Source organism: Marinobacter sediminicola (genome assembly GCF_031157525.1).
Taxonomy (GTDB): domain Bacteria; phylum Pseudomonadota; class Gammaproteobacteria; order Pseudomonadales; family Oleiphilaceae; genus Marinobacter; species Marinobacter sediminicola.
On sequence record NZ_JAVIXR010000001.1, the window covers coordinates 267289 to 285821 of the forward strand.

An 18533-nucleotide genomic window follows, 5' to 3' on the forward strand; every position below is an offset into this window, starting at 1 on the left:
TTCTAATATCCGCGAGCTTATCGGTTTGAATTCTTCTGTATTTTTCCTGTTTATCTTGTTAGTGCCTTCGATGGCTCAGGCCGAGTGGTTCCGATATACAGATACGGCCATGACAACACCGGTGGAACTGGAATTTTGGGCTGACGAAAAAAGCGCTGCTGATGCAGTCGCGGAAGATGTTCTGGCGGTATTCCATCAAGTAGACAGGGGCATGAGCCGGTACAGAGAGGACTCTGAACTCTCTGGCCTTAATCGTAAGGCAGCGTATGGCCCCGTACAGGTTAGCACCGACCTATTTGAGGTTCTGAAGAAAGCCGAAGAAGTAGCTGTTCTTAGCGGTGGTGCTTTCGATATCAGTTTCGGATCTGTTGGCTACCTGTATGACTACCGGGAGCGGCAGCAGCCATCCCCTGAAGAAATTCGGTCCAGGCTGGGCCATATCAACTTTCAGGACATTGTTCTGGATGATGAGGCGCAAACAGTCTTCTTTCGCCAGAAAGGTTTGTTGATCGATTTGGGCGGCATTGCCAAGGGGTATGCGGTAGATCTGGGCATTGAGCGCTTGACAGCGGCAGGTGTAAGCCATGCCCGGCTTAGTGCGGGAGGCGACTTGCGTCTGTTAGGCGACAAGCGAGGCCGGCCCTGGCTTGTGGGTGTTCGTGACCCCCGTTCGGAAACTCGCAATGTTGTGGTGTTGCCGCTTGCCGATCTCGCTATTTCCACATCTGGTGATTACGAGCGGTTTTTTATCGATGAGCAAGGCGAGCGTGTGCACCACATACTTTCCCCCGGTACAGGGAAATCCGTGCGAGGTGTGCAGAGCGTTACCATCATTGGCAGTGATGCCCTGACAACTGACGGGCTATCTACGGCTGTGTTCGTGCTTGGCCCGGAAAAGGGCCTGGAGATGATCGAGAAGCTACCGGGTATTGATGCGATTATTATTGATGACCAGCGGATGATGCACTTTACAGAGGGGTTGGCACCCCCGGAATCGTGAAGGGGATGCCGGGGGTGTGCTGCCGCGTTAGACAATAGATTCCAGCGCAATCAACCGGTCCTGACTCGCTGCATTACCCAAGCCATGGCCGAGGAACCTCGAAGCAAAGTCTGCTTGCTCGCCGTGCAATGCCATGTAGTTCAGCAAAACAGTCTGCACCAGTTGGTTTACGTTGTTTGCAGCCGGGCTGGAAGCGGTTTCCACAGAGGCATCGCCCCGCATGAAGCCAATCTGATTTCGAATCGGGGTAGGGCGGCCGTTAGGATTGTAAACCAGGAAGAAGGACGCCGCAGTCTGCTGGTTATCACCTGTCCAAACGCCTTTGCCTCTGCCATCTTCTGAGTCATCCAGGGTGCCGTTGCTGGATAACGAGCCGTCACTGAAGACATACAGCATCAACGGCTTGTTCATTCTCGCCGCGTATTCCAAGCAGGCGCCCATGCAGCGGCCAGCCAGTAAATCCCGGCGCTCTCCGGTTGCCCGCTCGCCAGTGTGGTAGTCATAGCCACCCATGGTGATGGTGCCAGCGCCGGCATAGCCGTTTACCGCTAACTTCATTACGGATGCTGTTTTCTGGAATTCCCGATTAGCCCTGAATTCCTCCTCAGTGAAAATTCCAGTAGCCCCGACAATGTGCTCATCTATGGCGGGGTCAAGAATTGCCGGGTCGCCATAGGTGTCAACCACATCGGCGCTCTTGGCATAGCTGCACCGCACCAGCTTACGAATATCATTTTCGGCGTCTGTGCCGAGGCCGGTGCTCACGCGGTTCATTTTAGCGTCACTGATACGCTGAACGGCCTCCATCACAGAAACCGCATCCGCCTGATTCAGTATGGAGGTCAGGTCGCCCACATCCACCAATCCAATTGCATCGGATGGGCGGTCGATTTTTGTAGGCCGAACTTTCGGATCAATGAGGTTCATAGGCGCCATGGAGTTGCCCCCTGATTCCGTGCTTTGTGAACCGATCAGGGAGAGCAGGGAGCCGTTGGCACCGGCTTTATAGATACCGTACATGGGGTTGTGCGGGTTGTTGCCGGTGTCGTTTTCCGAGCGTGCGGCAATAATCGCGCCGTTGGTCTGTGAGCGGGTCATCATGCTGGTGCTTTGCTGGATACCCCGCAAAAAACCGCTGTCTGAGTGGAACGCCAGCCCGAGTTCTGTGTTAACAAACGCCGGATCGTTCGGAAGCATGTCACCTGGTATACCCAGTTTGCTGTAGCCCGCCGTGCTCAGAAAATCCATCTGTCCACCAGATTTGCCCATCAGCACATTGGAGCCCGCAATGCTGGCACCGCCGGCCAAATCAAAACAGATAAACGGGATTTTTCCTGCACCTGCGATACCGATGCCACATTCTGCTTTTATTTGTTCAGACAACTCGGCAGCTGCCATTCGGGGGTTAGCGAACAGGCCGAGCATTGAAGTGCCAACAACCGTCGCTGTGCCAGCTCTGAAGCCTTGTGCAATGAACTCCCTGCGAGTCCGTGGTCGCCCGTGGTCGTTGTGGAAGAGGGGCTCGCCATTGGCCAGAGGCCGTTTCAGGGGTTTGCGTATAAACATGAGCGTAGTCCTCTACTGAACCAGGGTGGTGGCGCTGCCAAGCACAGCGGCACAACTTGCTTTAACGATGGTTTCGGTGCGGTCGTTCGGGCAGGTGGATCCGCCACACAGGGCGAGTTGGTCGATCAGGCTGCCCACTTCATCTTCAATGACCTGTGTACTCGGTTGACTACCGAGATTGTCACCCACAAATGTTGCTAACAGAGGTCCCGTAATCTGGCTCTTGCCGCCATGATCAAAGGCTGTGGCGGCAGGTGCGGAAAAATCGAATCCCGGGAAGAAGTTCTGTCTTTTCTGGACATTCGATACAAGAGCATCGCAGTACTGAATTGCCACCTGGGTTATGGCCATTTGATGTGACGAAAGAAAGCCTTCGATATTCTCCACGGTGGGCAGTTGCTGTTTCACCGTGTTGAATGTATTTGCAACCGCAGCGTTGGTGGTCGGGATGCCGGTCATGCGGGCCATGGACTCATTAATCTCATCAAAGGTTTTTAAGCCGATATGGGATGAGGGCGGCAGGATTGCTGGCGCGACGGTTCCGGGCAGTGGTGGCACGGAACGAGAGAAGGTGCTGCTGCCGAGCCGATCGAAGGTCAGGAAGAATTCGTCGCTACCCGGGCCATTCTCGAGTGCGATGATCGTGCCTTGCCGCGATAATGGTTGGCCTTTTCCTGGCTCGTAGGAGGAACTATCCAGAGTAACCTTAAGGTTTGCCCATGCTTGACCGACAGTAGCCTCTTTACCATTGATGCCCAAGCGCATGCCTTCTAGTGGAATACCTGATGGCTCAGCTGTTTCATCAAGGCTGATGAAAAATGGCTCCGTAAAGCGATAGCTGTAGTTGTCAAAAACGCTCACATCAAAAACGATAAAGCTTTCTGGCACATCGATCAGATGGGAAACACCAAACAGCAGGTAGAACTTCTGGCCTACACCTACATCGAAGTTTGTTTTGACCTGTTCGGATGTCAGTGCCCGGTTATGGAAGGCGACCATGCGAATGACACCTTGCCAAGGAGAACGGCCATCCGTCTCGTTCCCAAGAACGAGCGCAAAGCTGTCGTCCCAATCGGAAAACAGGCCAGGGTCGTCCGGGTCGAGATCGCCGGAGTGCTCGCCGTTGACATAGATCTGCCGCCCAGTGCCAGGGCTATAGTTCACGACAACATGCTGAAGAGTGGCCTGCAGGAGTTGGTCACCATCTTGAGTAGCGAACGGAGCGTTTTCATCGCTGGTGGTGCTGCGATGGAGCACTTCGTACCGTTGCAGGGTCTGGCTCAGTGTTACGTTCCGGGCAGTGGAGGAGCCAGAGTAGGTAATGATTCTTGCATCCTCCTGGGTAATGTTCCCCGGCGCGACCCAGGCTTCGATGGCATATTCACCGGACCCTGTCAGCAAGCTGTGCAGTTTGCTGCTGCTGGCGGTCGAACCTTGCGCTTTGCCGGCGGGTATTACAGGGGCACTTTCCGGCTTGACTTCGGGGCCTATATTGATTCCCCAGCCCAGTACCCAGTCAACGTTGCCGCTGAGAGTAAGATCTAGCGGTGTGGAGACGCCGCTGGTGTCGTAGGCGATCTGACCCTGGCCAGATTGGAATTCATACAGCGCAACAATATTGTCCTCAAAGCGCCCGCCAGAATTGGCGAGAAGGCCGTCTGAATCCAGTACCAGTGCCCTGCTGGCTACCAGAGCAGGATCGACTGGCTCGGGTGATAATGGCTCTGCGAACTGCTCAATAGCCATCTGCATCATGCCGGCAGACCAGTCGCAATCTGTCTCACCTCCATTTGCCCAGCAGTTGTGGAAATCTCTCCTCAGGCGGACTACAAAACGGGAATTTTCCGGCGAGTTAAGGTCTATCCTGCTTTGGGATTGTTGGTAGGCGATATCTACATTATCGCTGGCAACGTAAGGTGTTTGGCCACCGTCGCCATGGCATTCGGAGCAGTAGGTTCTCAATACTGGATAAACGGTGCTTCCGAAGGCGCTGCTGCCTTCCGGGAAAGCGATGGTTGAGCCAGGCGATTTGAGCACCGGCGCTTGAAGCTCCACCGTTTTCACAGAGCCCTCTGCTCCATCAGCCCACTTCGAAATATAGGTGGTGAGAATATTCCCGCAGACGACGTCACTGCCTGTCCAGCAGTTATGGCCACCGGCTACTTTGGTCACCATTCTGGATTGGGAGGGTGCAGTGAGATCTACAATGGTTCTAGCTTGGGCGTAGGCGCTGTTGATGTTGTTCTGGTCAACAAATGTGGGCGACTGGCCGCCCGCACCGTGGCAGGAACCACAGCGATTGTCCTGCACAAGGTTGTCCCAGACATTCAGTTTAAAACTCTGTATATCAGCGGTAGCCGGTGCGGGGCCGCTGTAGCTAATGGTATTTGATCCAGAAGATGTATTTGGCAGCGCCTCTGTGGACTCGCCACCACAGGCGCTGAGGAAGAGGGTGAACACTATCAGTAGTGCAATAGGTGCAGCGGAGCGGAGTTGGTTTGATCCGGGGAACGTTAGTGTTTTCATCAGGCGTTACTCCCCCGCACAGTAAACAGCAGATTCGGCAAACACCTGCTTCAGATTGAAGTTATGAGACCTGAAACTCGACACCATCGTCTCGACCTGAGCATGGTCTTCGCTGGTGGAGGGCGGTCTGAGGCACACGTTCGTGAATACTTTCTTTACCTGGCATTCTGCGAAGGCGCCGGAACGGGCCCACTCTTCACCAAGACTTTTTGCACCGTGACCCGAACCGGGCAAGCTCCCATCCCAATCTAGCCGCCGGTTGGTGCCCTGGCGCCAGTAGTTATCCCATTTGTCGTCCGGCGTGACATACCCTGGGGCAAAGGTGGTGGAGTTAATGAGGTACTTGCCCTGCACCCGTGACTGAGTCTCCGGGTCATTAACGGTGTTGTAAACGAGTCTTCCAAGCATTCCATCAGGATCACTGTCCGGGTTGTATTCGTAATCGTAGTAGGCAAAAGCCTGGGTCATCGGGTCCATGCCCGTGTGACAACCCACGCAGTTGTTCAGGAACACACGGCTATCGCCACCGGGGCTTCGTGAAACGTCCTGGCGAATTCTGTCCGGGGGCAGGTTTACGTCGGCTACCTGTTCCAGATCCCGGCACATGTGGTTGATCAAGGTAAACCGGAACATGGCACGGTTGGTGCCTGCGCTGAAAAAAGCTCTGGCGGCTGCGCGAGATGTTATTACGCCGGCTGTGGCGTCCGCTGGCAGGCCGGTGAAGGCTGACTGACTTTCGGGCCGGAAATTTTGTTTGTCGGAAAGGTCGTGGCCAAGTTCTTCGATCTTCTCGTAATGATTGTTGTTCGAGTTGGAGTAGGCCGGTATATCGTTCCAGGTGCCTACGTATAAAATGTTGTCGTACAGCACCCTTCGAAAATCTGCATCATCTCGTACCAGGCCGATCACTGTAGCGGTGTAATCGTTCAAGGGGACAAAAGGCGTCATCGCCTCATTGGTCCAGGACGCTGCGAAGTTTTTCAGCGTTACATTATAAAAAGCCGGATCTTCCAGTGCAGTAAATGCAGCTTCGAGCTTTCTGTTGGCAGCAATATCCTGCGCCATGTCATCAAGTACAGAGGCAGATGGAGGTACGCCCGCAATCCTGTCATGAATTCGTTTGGCCTGTTCACGTGGCCCGGCACTGGCTGTGCAAGCAAAGGCAGCAGTCAGCAAAATCAGCAGTGACATACTGCATGCCTTGAATGCGTTGAGTCGCATCCTGTCTTTGGCTTTCATGTCGCCGTCCTCAATGGTTTAGCTTTGGCACATTAGGCCAATTTGATAATTGTTAATAGTTTATACTTGCAATTAACATGGAATTTGTGGGGTGCTCCACGTAATTACAATTACTTACGTAAAGTCCCTGGAGATGCACGGTTCCACAGACTTAATTTATGTCATGAATTCACTATATTCACTGCGGTAACACTGCTTCCAGGGGACTAAGGCGCGTGCCTCACAAATCGATCAATATCATCCGCTTGCTGGCTTTTTCCGGTCTGTTGGTAACGCTTGCGGGCTGTTTGCCAAGTGCAGACAGCCAGCAAGCAGACCCCGTGGTGGTCGAGAACCCTGTGCTCTATGTGAAGCGACCATTGTTATTCGATAGCAATAGTGGGGCGTTGGTAGAGGACAACCTGGCTGACCCTTCCGGGTTTCGCCCGGGCGCCCGCTTATTTGTAAAAAACAGTGCCTCCATCGATGCCCGTGCCGTGGATGTGTCTTCCCGGGCCTTTTCTGGCGCTGGGTTTCACAATGATGCGGGCCGCCTGTTGTATGACGTAAAAGATCTGCACGTTTCCCACGATGGTAACCGCGCGCTCTTTGCCATGCGGGCGCCGGAAATTGAAGATGCCGATGACGAAGATCAGCCCACCTGGAATATCTGGGAATACGATCGTGTAGCGGATGTCCTGCGCCGAATCATAACCTCTAACGTAACAGCGGAAGCTGGTCAGGATGTTGCTCCGGCTTATTTGCCTGATGGCCGAATTGTGTTTTCGTCTAGCCGCCAGCGGGCTTCCAAAGCCATTTTGTTGGATGAGGGCAAAGGCCAGTTTGCCGGCCTGGATGAAAACCGGAATGCACTCGCATTCGTTCTCCATACCATGGACGACGATGGTGAGAACATTCAGCAAATTACCTTTAACCAGAGCCACGACCTGGACCCTCTCGTTACCGACGAAGGGTTTATCGTGTTCAGCCGCTGGGATAATGCAGGGCAGACTCGTAACAATGGTGTGAATCTCTACCGTGTAAATCCAGACGGTACAGGGCTTACCTACCTCTATGGCCGGCATTCTCATGATTCGGTTTCCGGAGCGCGCAATGTTCAGTACCTGAAAGCCCGGAAAACCGACTCAAACTCGCTGCTGGTGCAGTTGCGGCCTTTTGAAACCAACGATTACGCCTCTGCACCGGCGGAGGTGGATATCCATAACTACGTGGAAGCTGGCTTGCGCCTTGATGGTGTTGCCGATAATGGCGGCCAGCGCCCACTGATTCCGGGCATAACGCTTGATGGTCAACTGTCGCTAAATGGACGCTACGGTTCTGTTTCACCTCTTATGGATGGAACCGGCAGGTATCTGGTTAGTTGGACACCCTGTCGGCTCAGCGAGAGGGCATCCGGCCGTATCGTGAATTGCACTGAGGAACGGTTGGAATCCGACGCCTATGTGCCCGCGCCACCGGTATACGGGCTCTGGCTGTTAGACGTGGCAAGCGGAACTCAGAGGCCAGTGGTGGAGCCTTCAGAGGGTGAGCAGTTTGATGAAGCTATGCTTATGCGAGAGCGACGTCTGGAAGGGTTTATTTCAGACGCGCAGCCCACGGGCGATGCCGCAGATCTCGCCGATGAAGGTTATGGCATTCTGCATATTCGCAGCGTTTACGATATGGATGGCATCGATATAACACCAAACGGTATCGCAGCGATGGCGAATCCTTCTATCACACCAACGGCACAGCGCCCGGCGCGATTCTTGCGCCTTGAAAAGCCAGTATCGATGCCTGATGAGAATGTGAAAGATTTTGATAACAGTGCCTTTGGCCGCAGCCGTGGGCAACTGATGCGGGAAATTCTGGGATATGTGCCCATAGAGCCGGATGGCTCGGTAAAAGTAGCCGTTCCAGCCAACGTGGCGTTTGCTATCAGCGTATTAGATGATCAGGGTCGTAGAATCACTGAGCGCCACCAGAACTGGTTGTCGGTTCGCCCTGGCGAAACGCTGGCATGCCGAGGGTGTCACGAATCTGGTTCACCTGTATCCCACGGGCGCCCGGATGCCGGCCCAGAGTCTGTGTGGGAAGGTGCCAGTGCCATCACGCTGCCTTTCCCGGGTACGGATCCGGCCTTGTATACGGATCGCATCGGCGAAACCATGGCTGAAGTTTATGGGCGAACTCAGGATATTCGGCTGCCATTGCCTGATCCCATATACAGGGATGATGAGTGGGAGGATCTTGTGAGCACTGCAGAAGATAGGTCAATGGCTTATGAAAATCTGCAGACAACGCCGCCGATTTCCGTCGCCTGTGAAAACGACTGGGCAGCTAATTGCCGGGCAGTGATCAATTACGAAACCCATATTCATCCGCTATGGGATGTGAGTCGAGTAATTGTCGACGGGGGTGGACAGGTATTAGACGATCACACTTGCACCTCGTGCCATACAGAAGCAGACCCTGTTGACGCAAACTTAAAGGCTGTTCCAGAGGCCAACTTAGATCTAACCAACGGATCTTCCGATGCCAACCCGCTGCACTTTAAATCTTATCGGGAGTTGCTGTTTCCTGATAACGCGCAGGAACTTAATCCAGGTGGCGTGCTAGTCGACACAATGGTTGATTCAGGCGAGGTGCTGAGAGACGAAGAGGGTAATCCGATACTGGATGAGGTTACTGGCCTGCCAACGCCCATTCTTGTTCCGATTACGGTTCCAGCAAGCATGTCTGTAAATGGAGCCTTAGCCAGTACTCGTTTCCGTGAAGCGTTCAAGCCCGGTGGCACCCACGATGGCCGTTTGTCTCCCGCCGAACTACGCCTGATTGCCGAGTGGCTGGACATAGGCGCCCAGTATTACAACAACCCGTTCGACGCCCCAGACAATTAATCAGGACCTGACACCACAATCATGCCCATTGCCATTCTGTTACTGATGCTCTGCTTACCCGGGACGGCCTGGGCTGGCTGGCTATGGGGCGGTGATGAACCCGAACAGCGGGTTCAGGTTGTCGAGCCTTTTGTGGCCTGGCGAACTGGCCCTGCGGTGGGTTATCCAGTGTTTCATAGCAGCGAGAAAGGGGAATGGTTAACCCTGCTGCAACGTAAAACCGGCTGGATGAAAGTACGGGACAAGAAAGGCCGGGAAGGCTGGGTGGCTGTCGCCGCCATTGCACAAACCCAGGACGCAACTGGTAAAAGCGTCAATCTCAGCGTGCCGGATATAAAGGCATTCAGCGAACGCACGTTTGAAGCTGGAATCCTGATGGGGGAGTTTGAAGGCAATCCCGTAACCGCAGGCTACGGAGGTTACTGGTTCACTCCCAACCTCGCTGGGGAAGTGTGGGGTTCGCAGGTACTGGGCAGCGCCTCGGAAATACTCATGGTGAATGCCAATATAGTGCACCAGCCGTTTCCCCACTGGAAAGTGTCACCGTATTTCACGCTTGGGGTGGGTCATATATGGGTAGATCCTAAAGCAACACTGGCCGTGCCAGAAGAGCGTGACAGCAGCGTAGGCCATGCCGGTTTGGGTGTGCGGGTGTACATCACCGAACGATATTTTATCCGGGCCGAGTTCAAGGACTACAAGGTCTTTACCAGCCGATCAACCAACGAAGAAGCGACAGAATGGAAAATCGGACTAAGCATCTTTTTCTGACCGGGTTATGCCTGGCACAGGTCATGGCTTTTGCACCTCAGGTATTCGCGCAGGAGCATGATGATCGGCCTTTGATCGAGCCTGATGTAAAACCTGTGCCGGTTAATGAGGCGCTGATTGATACCGAGAACTTCGAGATCGGCGCCTTTCTGGGCGTGATCAATATTGAAGATTTCGAGTCGTCGTTTGTTTATGGCGGCAAGCTTACCTATCACCTGAGCGAGTCCTTCTTTTTCGAGGCAGGGATAGGTTTTGCGGAAGGTGGCCAAACCAGTTTTGAAAATCTGGCGGGTAACGTGCAGGTGTTAACCGACAGCGAGCGAGAGTATCGCTATTACAACATCAATCTGGGCTATAACCTTCTGCCAGGTCAGGCTTTTCTTAGCGAGAACTATGCGTTCAATACCAATTTTTATCTGATTGCCGGCGCGGGCGCTACGGAATTCGGCGGCGATACCCGCTTTACCGTCAACGCCGGTGCAGGCTATCAGGTTTTACTCACAGACAGCCTTGCCATAGACCTGGGTGTGCGCCAGCACTACTACCGCATTGACGTGGTCGGTGCCGAGAAAACGTCCATGAACACTGAAATCCGTACCGGATTGTCAGTATTTTTCTGAACACAGGAGCCATTTGAATGAACAACCCGGTTACAGCCATAGCCCTGGCCCTTGCTTTGTCCGGCGCTGCAATGAGCGCACAGGCAGGCGCCATCAATGTTCCGGCTCCGGACTTCACTCTGGAGAGCCGAACGGGAGACAACATCCGCTTGGAAGACCATCGTGGTGAGGTGGTCATGCTCAACTTCTGGGCGTCCTGGTGCGGCCCCTGCCGGCAGGAAATGCCTCTGATGGATGATATCTACAGCCGCTATCAGGATCTGGGCTTCACCATTCTTGCAGTGAACGTGGATGAGAACCGCGATGAGGCTTTGCGTTTTCTGGAAAAGGTGCCGGTGGATTATCCCATTTTGTACGATCCGGAAAGTTCGGTGAGCAAGCTTTACGAAGTGCCGGCCATGCCCACTACTGTGATGATCGATCGTGATGGCAATGCCCGTTACATTCACTATGGCTACAAGCCAGGCTACGAAGTTGAGTACGAAGCCCAGATAAGAGAACTGGTGCGAGAGTGATTCCCGAGCGGGTAAGCAATATGCGCAAACTGACCATCATCGCGCCTTTGTTATTGGCGCTGCTGCTATCAGCAACGGCTGGGTGCAGCTCTGTCGAGCCCTGGGTTAAGCCTTATGAGCGGGATCGCCTGGCCGATCCAATCATGAGCCAGAGCCGCCATGGTAAGGCAGACTCCTACATTAACCACGTATATCAGGCGAGGGAGTCTGCCCGTGGGGCAGAAGGTGGCGCGGGAGGTGGCTGTGGCTGTAACTGAGCGCGCGCCTAAGGCCTGGCTGTTTATCATACTTATGCTAGCCGCTTCGCTTGTCCAGGCTGCAACCTTGCCAGTGGATAACGTGGATCTGTTTTATCACCGCTACGATGGCGGCGGCATGGTAATTGATGGTCCCGTAGTGCTGGCGCGCAAGAGTGTTGGGCCTCAGGTGTCTGTGTCGGGGCAGTATTATGTGGATATGGTGTCGGCAGCGTCGGTAGACGTTTTGGCCACCGCAAGTGCTTATGAAGAAGAGCGCACGGAGTATACGCTGGGCGTTGATTACCTGTATGACCGGGCGATCATGAGCCTGGGATTCACCAACAGCTCAGAGAACGATTACGAGGCCAGTACCCTGTACTTCACCGTAAGCCAGGAGTTCTTTGGTGGAATGTCCACTGTGACCTTAGGGTATGCAGCAGGCTGGGATGAGGTGGGTAAGCTTGGTAACAATAGTTTCAGTGAAGATGCCGATCGCCGTAACTACCAGTTGGGCTTTAGCCAGGTTCTCACTCGCAATTTGCTCGTTGGGCTCGACCTGGAAGTAGTCACAGACGAAGGCTTCTTGCAGAACCCCTACCGACAGAATCGTTATCTTGACCCCAATAACGCCACTGCGTTTTTGTACCAACCTGAGCGTTATCCTGAAACCCGAACCAGTACCTCGGTGGCCGCTCGAGCCATGTACCACTTGCCCTATCGAGCCTCTATCCGGGGCGAATATCGCTACTTCACAGACACCTGGGGTATTAGCGCACACACGGTGCAACTGGGTTACGTGCATGCACTGAACCAGCATTGGTCGCTGGAGGGGTCGGTGCGCTACTACACCCAGGGCGAGGCGGATTTTTATAGCGATCTTTATGCCTATGAAAACTCACAGACCCATCTGGCGAGAGACAAAGAAATGAGCTCCTTCTCGGGCACAACCTTTGGAGCCGGCGCAGTTTATGAGTGGAAGCAGACATCCTTGCCCGGCATCAAACGGCTTCAGTTCAGCCTGCTCCTGGATTGGTTGAATTTCGATTATGACAACTTCCGGGATGTCACTGCGGAAGGCAATTATCTACCGGGCCAAGAGCCACTTTATTCATTTGATGCGCTGGTAACCCGGGCATCGCTGATTCTCGAATACTGAGTTTGCAGGAAACCTGACTATGACGGATTCACAAAAGACACTGGTTGCTGGCCTGCTGGCTGCATTCATGTTGTTCATGAGTGGGAGCCTGTTTGCGGAAACGGACCCGGCAGAAGACAGCAAAGCGGTTGCAGAACGTGTTCAGGATCTCAAAAAGAAAGTGATTCGCCTGAACCGGGATCTTTTCATTCTGGAAGAAGACTTGTTGTTCCCGGCCAGCACACAGTTTGTGGTATTTCTCAGTGTTGATGCGGGCAAGTTCCTGCAGCTGGACGCAGTAAAGCTGAAGGTGAACGGCGATATTGTCGCATCCCACCTGTACACAGAGCGCCAGGTTACAGCCCTTGAGCGTGGCGGCATGCAGCGTTTGTACATCGGCAACCTCAAAACCGGAACCCACGAAGTGACGGCCTTCGTAGAAGGCATTGGTCCGAACAATCGCGCCTATAAACAGGCAGCTACTGTGTCATTTGAAAAGGGCACGGATACAGCGGCCCTGGAGATTCGCATTGAGGATCGCTCGTCAGACTACCAACCCATGGTTTCCATAGTGGAGTGGGAGTGACACGACCCGTGGCATTCAGCTTAAAGCCGAATAAAACCGGAACAGGCACACGCCTGGGTGCGGTAGCCGCCGGCTGCCTGGCACTGTTACTCAGTGTGCCTGCTGTATTTGCTGAAGAGTCGCCAGAGCGGGCCAAAGACCCTGCCTATGGTTGGGTGCTCTACAACTACCACCAAGGCGAGGCGTTTGAAGCGCTCACCCTGCTGGATGTGGCTCGCGAACGTGGTGGAATCCGAGGGCACGGCGATTATCCAGAACTGGTTGAAGGCGGGCTAATGCTCTCTTACGGCATGACTCGGGAAGCCCGTGAGCTCTTTATCCGATTGCTTGAAGATGAATACGGCCGCTCCCGCGTCACCCTTGCACCTGACGTGCGCAGCCAGGCCTGGTTTTATCTCGGCAAGGTTTTCTATCTCGAGGGTGATTACCACCTGGCCTACGAAAATCTTCAGCGGGTTGATTCAGAGGTGCTGGAAGAAGCCGACTCAGAATTACACGCAGAATGGCTATACCTGCGCGCGCAGTTGGCCATGATATCTGAGGAATTCAGCGATAGCGCGGGTGGCTATGAAACTCTGATTAAAAGCCTGAAGCACTCTGGCCCCTGGGCACACTACCTGAACTACAACCTGGCCATGGCTGACATCGCCGCCGATGATTTCACCGCAGCACAGCAAAGTCTGCAAGAGCTCATTTCTGTTATGGACGCTGAGAGCCCGAACGATGATCTGATTTCCGAGCACGGAGCCCTACGGGATCAAAGTCGGCTATCCCTTGCTCGTCTTTATCTAAGGGATGGTAAATTTGATGAGGCATTAACACTGCTTGGAGCCATGCCCCTGGATGGCGTGTTTTCCGACAGAGGCCTCTTCGATTATGCCGTTGCAGCGGCCGGTCAGGGCGAGATGCAAAGGGCATTGGACGCGCTGAACGCACTCTCCCAAAGAGACTTGTTTTTACCCTGGAGAGAACAGGTTCCCTACGCACGGGGTTATGTACTCGAACAGATGGATAAGCCCCGTGAGGCGTTGCAAGCGTTTACTCTGGCCGCGGAGCACTACGAAAATCGCGGTGAAGAGCTGGTTGCAGACAAGCAAGCACTGACCGAAGAAAACCTCATGGCACGTTTGAATTTTCATCGGGACAACGATGAGATTGTTACCGACTCCTACGGCCGCCTTCGCGTAACGCCTGCGGATTTCGGACTTTCAGAAGTGCTCGCAACAGAGCCATTCCAGCAGGCTCTGGGGGAACTCAATGAGCTTTACCGGATGCAAGCATTGCTGGCGCAGCGGGAACAACAGCTCGGCACCTTTGAAACCATGCTGGAAACCCGGCGGGTGCAACGAGCGCGCCGAAGCCAGGAAGCAGGTATTGAACTAGAGCAGCAACAACCGGATGAGTGGATAGAAGCCCAGAAAGCGTTTCGGGCAGACATTGAGGCCGCCCTTGCCGAAGAAGATGCTGAATTCTTCATGACAACGGAGCAGAAAGCCTTGAAAGCCCGATTGGGCAAGGTCGCGGCTACGCTTGCTCAGCTCCCGGACGACCAGCGCACAGCCCGGCAGCGAAAAAAGTACCAGAGAATGAAGGCCTACTTCGACTGGAGTGTCGCGAACGATTACGGTGTAAACCGCTGGGCCGCGCAGAAACAGCTTCGGGAGCTGAGTTCGGAAATGGAGCAGCTTCAAACACAGCGATCCGATATAGAGCAGTTGATGGCAGGCGACAGCGAACATGAGGAACTGGCGAGTCGGCTTGCCAATAACGCCGCCGAGGTCCAGTCGCTTAAAGTACAAGTAGATGAAGCCTTGGCTCAGGCGCGGAACATTCTCATTAGCCGGTTGGATAATGCGCGGGAACAACAGAGCAGTGAACTGAGGCGTTACCGGGTGGCATCTCGCCATGCACAGGCGCGGCTGGCGGACCAGTTGTTCAGGGCAGGCAAGAGCACGGAGGCCGCAAATGATTAAACGGCCCCGCAACACGAACGGTGATGGGCTGGACACTTTCGCGGGTGTGACTCGTGCGCTGGTGCCAGTACTGCTTACCCTGTTGGTTAGTGGCTGCCAATCGCTGGGGTGGGGGCAGGGTGGTGGAGAAATGCCCGCAGCCCGGCCAGGTACCCTGGCGTCTTTGAGCCCTGTTAGTCAGGAACGTGAAGCCGATCTCCCAGAGATTGAAGCCGGTGCTGAGGCTGTTTCTCTCGAATCTGTTATGCGCAGTTACCGTGAGTTACTGCCATTGGTGGATGACCCCATCAAACAGGTCACCATTCGACACCGCCTGGCAGATCTCGAGTTCGCCCGGGCCGAGCGTTTGATGACAGATACCGCAGAGGATGACCTTTCCGGCGCTATCGATGCATATACCGGTTTGCTGGCAGAGTTCCCGGAGCGTGCGGGCAATGATCAGATTTACTACCAGTTAGCCCGAGCTTGGGAAATGCGCGGCATGACGGCTGAGCAGTTAGCAGCGCTGGATACCCTGGTAACACAGTATCCAGGCTCAGCTTACTGGGTAGAAGCCCAATTCCGGCGGGCGGATATTCTGTTTATCAATGGCCGCTACGGAGAGGCGGAACAGGCATTTGATGAGGTCACTCTTGTGGCCAGGGAGCGCGATGCCGATCCGTCCTTCCTGATGAACGCCCAATACATGAAGGGGTGGAGTCAGTTCAAACAGGGCGACTACCAACAGGCGCTATTCAGTTACATTGAAGTGCTGGATCTGATCATGCCGCTTGAACAGGCCGCAGACGCACCAGAGCAACGCTATCAAACACTTACGGAAGACCTGTTCCGGGTTATGGGTCTTTCGCTTTCCTATCTTGATGGCGCTCAAACCCTGCAAGCACTTTTCAGAGAAACAGGAAGCCGGCCCTATGAAATACTGGTGTACGATCGCTACAGCACTTTGTTGATTGGCCGTGAGCGCTACAGCGACGCTGTTGCTGTGTTTGATGCGTTTATCGAAGATCACCCGGATAGCCTCTGGGCGCCCAGTTACCACATGCGAGCCATTGATACCCTGGAACTTGCCGGATTCGACAAGGCTATTCCGGATCGAAAAGCCGAATTCATAGAAAATTATGGCATCTATAGCCGCTACTGGCCGGAGACGAATCTAGAAACCCTGGCCTACATTGAAGTTCAGCTTGAAATCCTCCTGCCCGAATTGGCTGATCGCCATTATCTGTTAGCTGGGGAGGCGCGGAGGGACCCACAAAGCCTTTATGCGGATCAACACTACCGACAGGCAGCCGCCTATTATTCCGAATTTGCTGCGACCTTCCCGAATCACCCTCGCACACCTGAGCGCTTGTTCCTGCAGGCAGAAACCTATGTGGAGCTTCAACAGTGGCCGGATGCCATCGAAGCCTTTGAGCGTGTTGCCTACGATTTCCCTGCGGCTGGAACAGTACCGGAGAGGGCAGCTGAAGCAGGTTATGCCTCAGTGCTGGCATTCCGTGAGTACGCAGACACCTGGATGAATGAAACCACTGAAGACCTGTTCGCGTTGCAGGAAATGCAGCAGCTCAACCGCCTCAGGTTTGTGAATGCCTATCCTGAAGACCCGCGTGCGCCAGGTGTCTACTACATTGCACTGCAGCGGGAGTATGACCAGCAGAATCTTGAAGAAGTGATTCCTATGGCCGGGCGCCTCGCTACCTGGCAGCCAGCGGCAGACCCCGCCCTGGTCACCGAAGCTTTGTTGCTTGCTGGACACAGTCTGTTCGAGCTCGCACGCTATGGCGAAGCTGAACAATCCTACCGCGATGCTCTTTCCATGATGCCCCCCGAAGACCAACGGCGACCGGGCATACAGGAAAATATGGCCGCCTCGGTATTCCGCCAGGCGGAGCAGTTTGCGCAAGCAGGCGATACAGATGCCGCCGTTAGCGAGTACCTGCGAGTAGGTTTTGTCGCGCCTGCCTCCGTACTGAACGCCAATGCCCAATATGATGCGGCATCGCTGCTGGTAAGCTCCGCACGATGGGGCGAGGCGATTAGTGTGTTGACAGGTTTCCGGGCAGATTTCCCCGAGCATGAACTGGCCGATACGGTGCCCGCAAAACTGGCGTTCGCCTATCGAGAAACAGGACAGTGGGAGAAAGCCGGCGATGAGCTTAATCTCATGGTGGCCATGGCGACCACGCCAGAGGAACGCCGGCAAAACCTGCAAATTGCGGCAGAATTATATGAGCGGGCAGGGAACGACACCAAGGCAATTGATACTTGGCGCCAGTACGCAAACCGCCACCCTGAACCGGCTGACGTCTATATGGAAGCAGCCAACCGCCTGAGCGAGCTATACGCAGCCCAGGGCGACATTGACCGACGTAATTACTGGCTGAACCGGCAGATGGATAAAGTGGATGACAACCCCGGGGCGGCCGATGACCGCATGCGCTATCTGGCGGCGTCTGCCTCCGCAATCCTGGCGCGGGATGCACTGGCCCGCTACGACAGTATCCGCCTGACCTTGCCCCTGAATAAAAGCATGGTGGCCAAAACCAATGCCCTTGAGGCAGCCGTGCGCGCCTATCAGAAAACTGCCAGCTACGGGATTTCATCGTTTGCCACGGAGGCGGGCTATCAGATCGCCCATATATACAGTCGTCTGGGCGCAGACTTGATGGATTCGGAACGCCCGGAAGGGTTGAGCCAGCTGGAACTTTCTCAATACGAATTGTTGCTGGAAGAGCAGGCCTATCCATTCGAAGACAATGCCATTGATATCCATGAACAAAATATCCGCAGAGCCCGTGAAGGCATCTTTGATGAGTGGGTGAAACGCAGCTATGAATCCTTACGTCGCCTGCTCCCAGGCCGCTACAACAAACCCGAAGTCACCGCCGGAGTCGTCCATGATTTGGGTTAAAAAGCTGAACCCGGGGCTTATGTTGCTTCTGCTGCTCACGGGCTGTGCGGTAGGGCCGGAGCGCACAACTGCATTGGGTGATGCCGCCGTTACAGCGGAATCGGAGGCGCGCCTGCAGAAGGCTTTTTCGGAAGCCGTTGTGTTAATGGAAAACGGCGACGTTGAAGAGGCCAAAGCCCGCTTTGAGGAAATGGCCGAGGAGCATCCGGAGCGAAGTGGCCCTATTGCCAATCTGGGACTGTTGGCAATGCAGTCCGGTGACATGGAGCTTGCCCGCGTAAGGTTTGAGCAGGTTCTTGCTCTGAACCCCAAACACCCGGTGGCCCTCAACAACCTTGGCGTTATTGCCCGTAACGCTGGCGATTTTGCCTTGGCTGAAAAGCGTTACCGTGAAGCACTGGCTGTAAACCCTGACTATTTGCCCGCGCTCCTAAATCTGGCGTTTTTGCTGGATATATATCTGGGCCAGCCAGCCCAGGCTCTGCCGTTGTACGAACAGTACAAAGAGCGTGCAGAAGAGCCGGATCCAAGAGTGAAAGACTGGATATTCGATGCAAAGAACAGAATCTGACG

At 54.4% G+C, this 18533-nt stretch carries 14 protein-coding genes; 11 read left to right on the plus strand and 3 right to left on the minus strand.

Annotated features, from left to right (window positions below):
* Positions 1 to 25 precede the first annotated feature (25 nt).
* A complete protein-coding gene (locus RG807_RS01165) occupies positions 26 to 1000 on the plus strand; it encodes an FAD:protein FMN transferase (RefSeq protein WP_309043209.1) in 975 nt (324 codons plus the stop codon).
* 27 nt (positions 1001 to 1027) lie between these two features.
* On the opposite strand, the gene RG807_RS01170 is transcribed toward RG807_RS01165, so the two are convergent.
* The 3 genes from RG807_RS01170 to RG807_RS01180 are packed head-to-tail and all read right to left on the minus strand — an operon-like array spanning position 1028 to position 6331.
* The gene (locus tag RG807_RS01170) at positions 1028 to 2566 is read right to left on the minus strand and encodes a hypothetical protein (RefSeq protein ID WP_309043210.1); all 1539 of its coding nucleotides are present in this window, start codon (positions 2564 to 2566) and stop codon (positions 1028 to 1030) included.
* 12 nt (positions 2567 to 2578) lie between these two features.
* Positions 2579 to 5092 carry a LamG domain-containing protein gene (locus tag RG807_RS01175; RefSeq protein ID WP_309043212.1) on the minus strand — a complete coding sequence of 838 codons (2514 nt, stop codon included), beginning with the start codon at positions 5090 to 5092 and terminating at the stop codon, positions 2579 to 2581.
* Positions 5093 to 5098: 6 nt separating this feature from the next.
* A complete protein-coding gene (locus RG807_RS01180) occupies positions 5099 to 6331 on the minus strand; it encodes a hypothetical protein (RefSeq protein WP_309043213.1) in 1233 nt (410 codons plus the stop codon).
* Between the two features lie 215 nt (positions 6332 to 6546).
* Here RG807_RS01180 and RG807_RS01185 point away from each other — a divergent pair, with 215 nt between their 5' ends.
* The 10 genes from RG807_RS01185 to RG807_RS01230 are packed head-to-tail and all read left to right on the plus strand — an operon-like array spanning position 6547 to position 18531.
* Positions 6547 to 9210, plus strand: a complete 2664-nt coding sequence (locus tag RG807_RS01185; RefSeq protein WP_309043214.1) for an HzsA-related protein — start codon at positions 6547 to 6549, stop codon at positions 9208 to 9210.
* Positions 9211 to 9231: 21 nt separating this feature from the next.
* The gene (locus tag RG807_RS01190) at positions 9232 to 9981 is read left to right on the plus strand and encodes an SH3 domain-containing protein (RefSeq protein ID WP_309043215.1); all 750 of its coding nucleotides are present in this window, start codon (positions 9232 to 9234) and stop codon (positions 9979 to 9981) included.
* A complete protein-coding gene (locus RG807_RS01195; protein ID WP_309043216.1) occupies positions 9951 to 10601 on the plus strand; it encodes an outer membrane beta-barrel domain-containing protein in 651 nt (216 codons plus the stop codon). Before RG807_RS01190 ends, RG807_RS01195 begins: the two co-directional genes overlap by 31 nt.
* A gap of 17 nt (positions 10602 to 10618) precedes the next feature.
* The gene (locus RG807_RS01200) at positions 10619 to 11116 is read left to right on the plus strand and encodes a TlpA disulfide reductase family protein (RefSeq protein WP_309043217.1); all 498 of its coding nucleotides are present in this window, start codon (positions 10619 to 10621) and stop codon (positions 11114 to 11116) included.
* Between the two features lie 20 nt (positions 11117 to 11136).
* Positions 11137 to 11373 carry a DUF4266 domain-containing protein gene (locus RG807_RS01205; protein ID WP_309043218.1) on the plus strand — a complete coding sequence of 79 codons (237 nt, stop codon included), beginning with the start codon at positions 11137 to 11139 and terminating at the stop codon, positions 11371 to 11373.
* Positions 11360 to 12511 (plus strand): DUF3570 domain-containing protein, encoded by a 1152-nt coding sequence (locus RG807_RS01210; protein ID WP_435404646.1) that lies wholly within the window; start codon positions 11360 to 11362, stop codon positions 12509 to 12511. Before RG807_RS01205 ends, RG807_RS01210 begins: the two co-directional genes overlap by 14 nt.
* 19 nt (positions 12512 to 12530) lie before the next feature.
* On the plus strand, positions 12531 to 13076 hold the full coding sequence (locus RG807_RS01215; protein WP_309043219.1) for an AraC family transcriptional regulator: 546 nt from the start codon (positions 12531 to 12533) through the stop codon (positions 13074 to 13076).
* Positions 13073 to 15049: a hypothetical protein gene (locus tag RG807_RS01220; RefSeq protein WP_309043220.1), complete on the plus strand. Its 1977-nt coding sequence runs from the start codon at positions 13073 to 13075 to the stop codon at positions 15047 to 15049. Before RG807_RS01215 ends, RG807_RS01220 begins: the two co-directional genes overlap by 4 nt.
* Complete coding sequence (locus RG807_RS01225) at positions 15042 to 17960, plus strand: tetratricopeptide repeat protein (protein ID WP_309043221.1); 2919 nt, start codon at positions 15042 to 15044, stop codon at positions 17958 to 17960. The genes RG807_RS01220 and RG807_RS01225 overlap by 8 nt, the downstream gene beginning before the upstream one ends.
* Positions 17947 to 18531, plus strand: a complete 585-nt coding sequence (locus RG807_RS01230; RefSeq protein ID WP_309043222.1) for a tetratricopeptide repeat protein — start codon at positions 17947 to 17949, stop codon at positions 18529 to 18531. The genes RG807_RS01225 and RG807_RS01230 overlap by 14 nt, the downstream gene beginning before the upstream one ends.
* Positions 18532 to 18533 lie beyond the last annotated feature (2 nt).

Coding starts and splice junctions, on each gene's coding strand:
- RG807_RS01170 (WP_309043210.1), bottom strand. CDS start 2,566: ATGTTTATACGCAAACCCCTGAAACGGCCTCTGGCCAATGGCGAGCCC.
- RG807_RS01175 (WP_309043212.1), bottom strand. CDS start 5,092: ATGAAAACACTAACGTTCCCCGGATCAAACCAACTCCGCTCCGCTGCA.
- RG807_RS01180 (WP_309043213.1), bottom strand. CDS start 6,331: ATGAAAGCCAAAGACAGGATGCGACTCAACGCATTCAAGGCATGCAGT.
- RG807_RS01190 (WP_309043215.1), top strand. CDS start 9,232: ATGCCCATTGCCATTCTGTTACTGATGCTCTGCTTACCCGGGACGGCC.
- RG807_RS01195 (WP_309043216.1), top strand. CDS start 9,951: ATGGAAAATCGGACTAAGCATCTTTTTCTGACCGGGTTATGCCTGGCA.
- RG807_RS01200 (WP_309043217.1), top strand. CDS start 10,619: ATGAACAACCCGGTTACAGCCATAGCCCTGGCCCTTGCTTTGTCCGGC.
- RG807_RS01205 (WP_309043218.1), top strand. CDS start 11,137: ATGCGCAAACTGACCATCATCGCGCCTTTGTTATTGGCGCTGCTGCTA.
- RG807_RS01215 (WP_309043219.1), top strand. CDS start 12,531: ATGACGGATTCACAAAAGACACTGGTTGCTGGCCTGCTGGCTGCATTC.
- RG807_RS01225 (WP_309043221.1), top strand. CDS start 15,042: ATGATTAAACGGCCCCGCAACACGAACGGTGATGGGCTGGACACTTTC.
- RG807_RS01230 (WP_309043222.1), top strand. CDS start 17,947: ATGATTTGGGTTAAAAAGCTGAACCCGGGGCTTATGTTGCTTCTGCTG.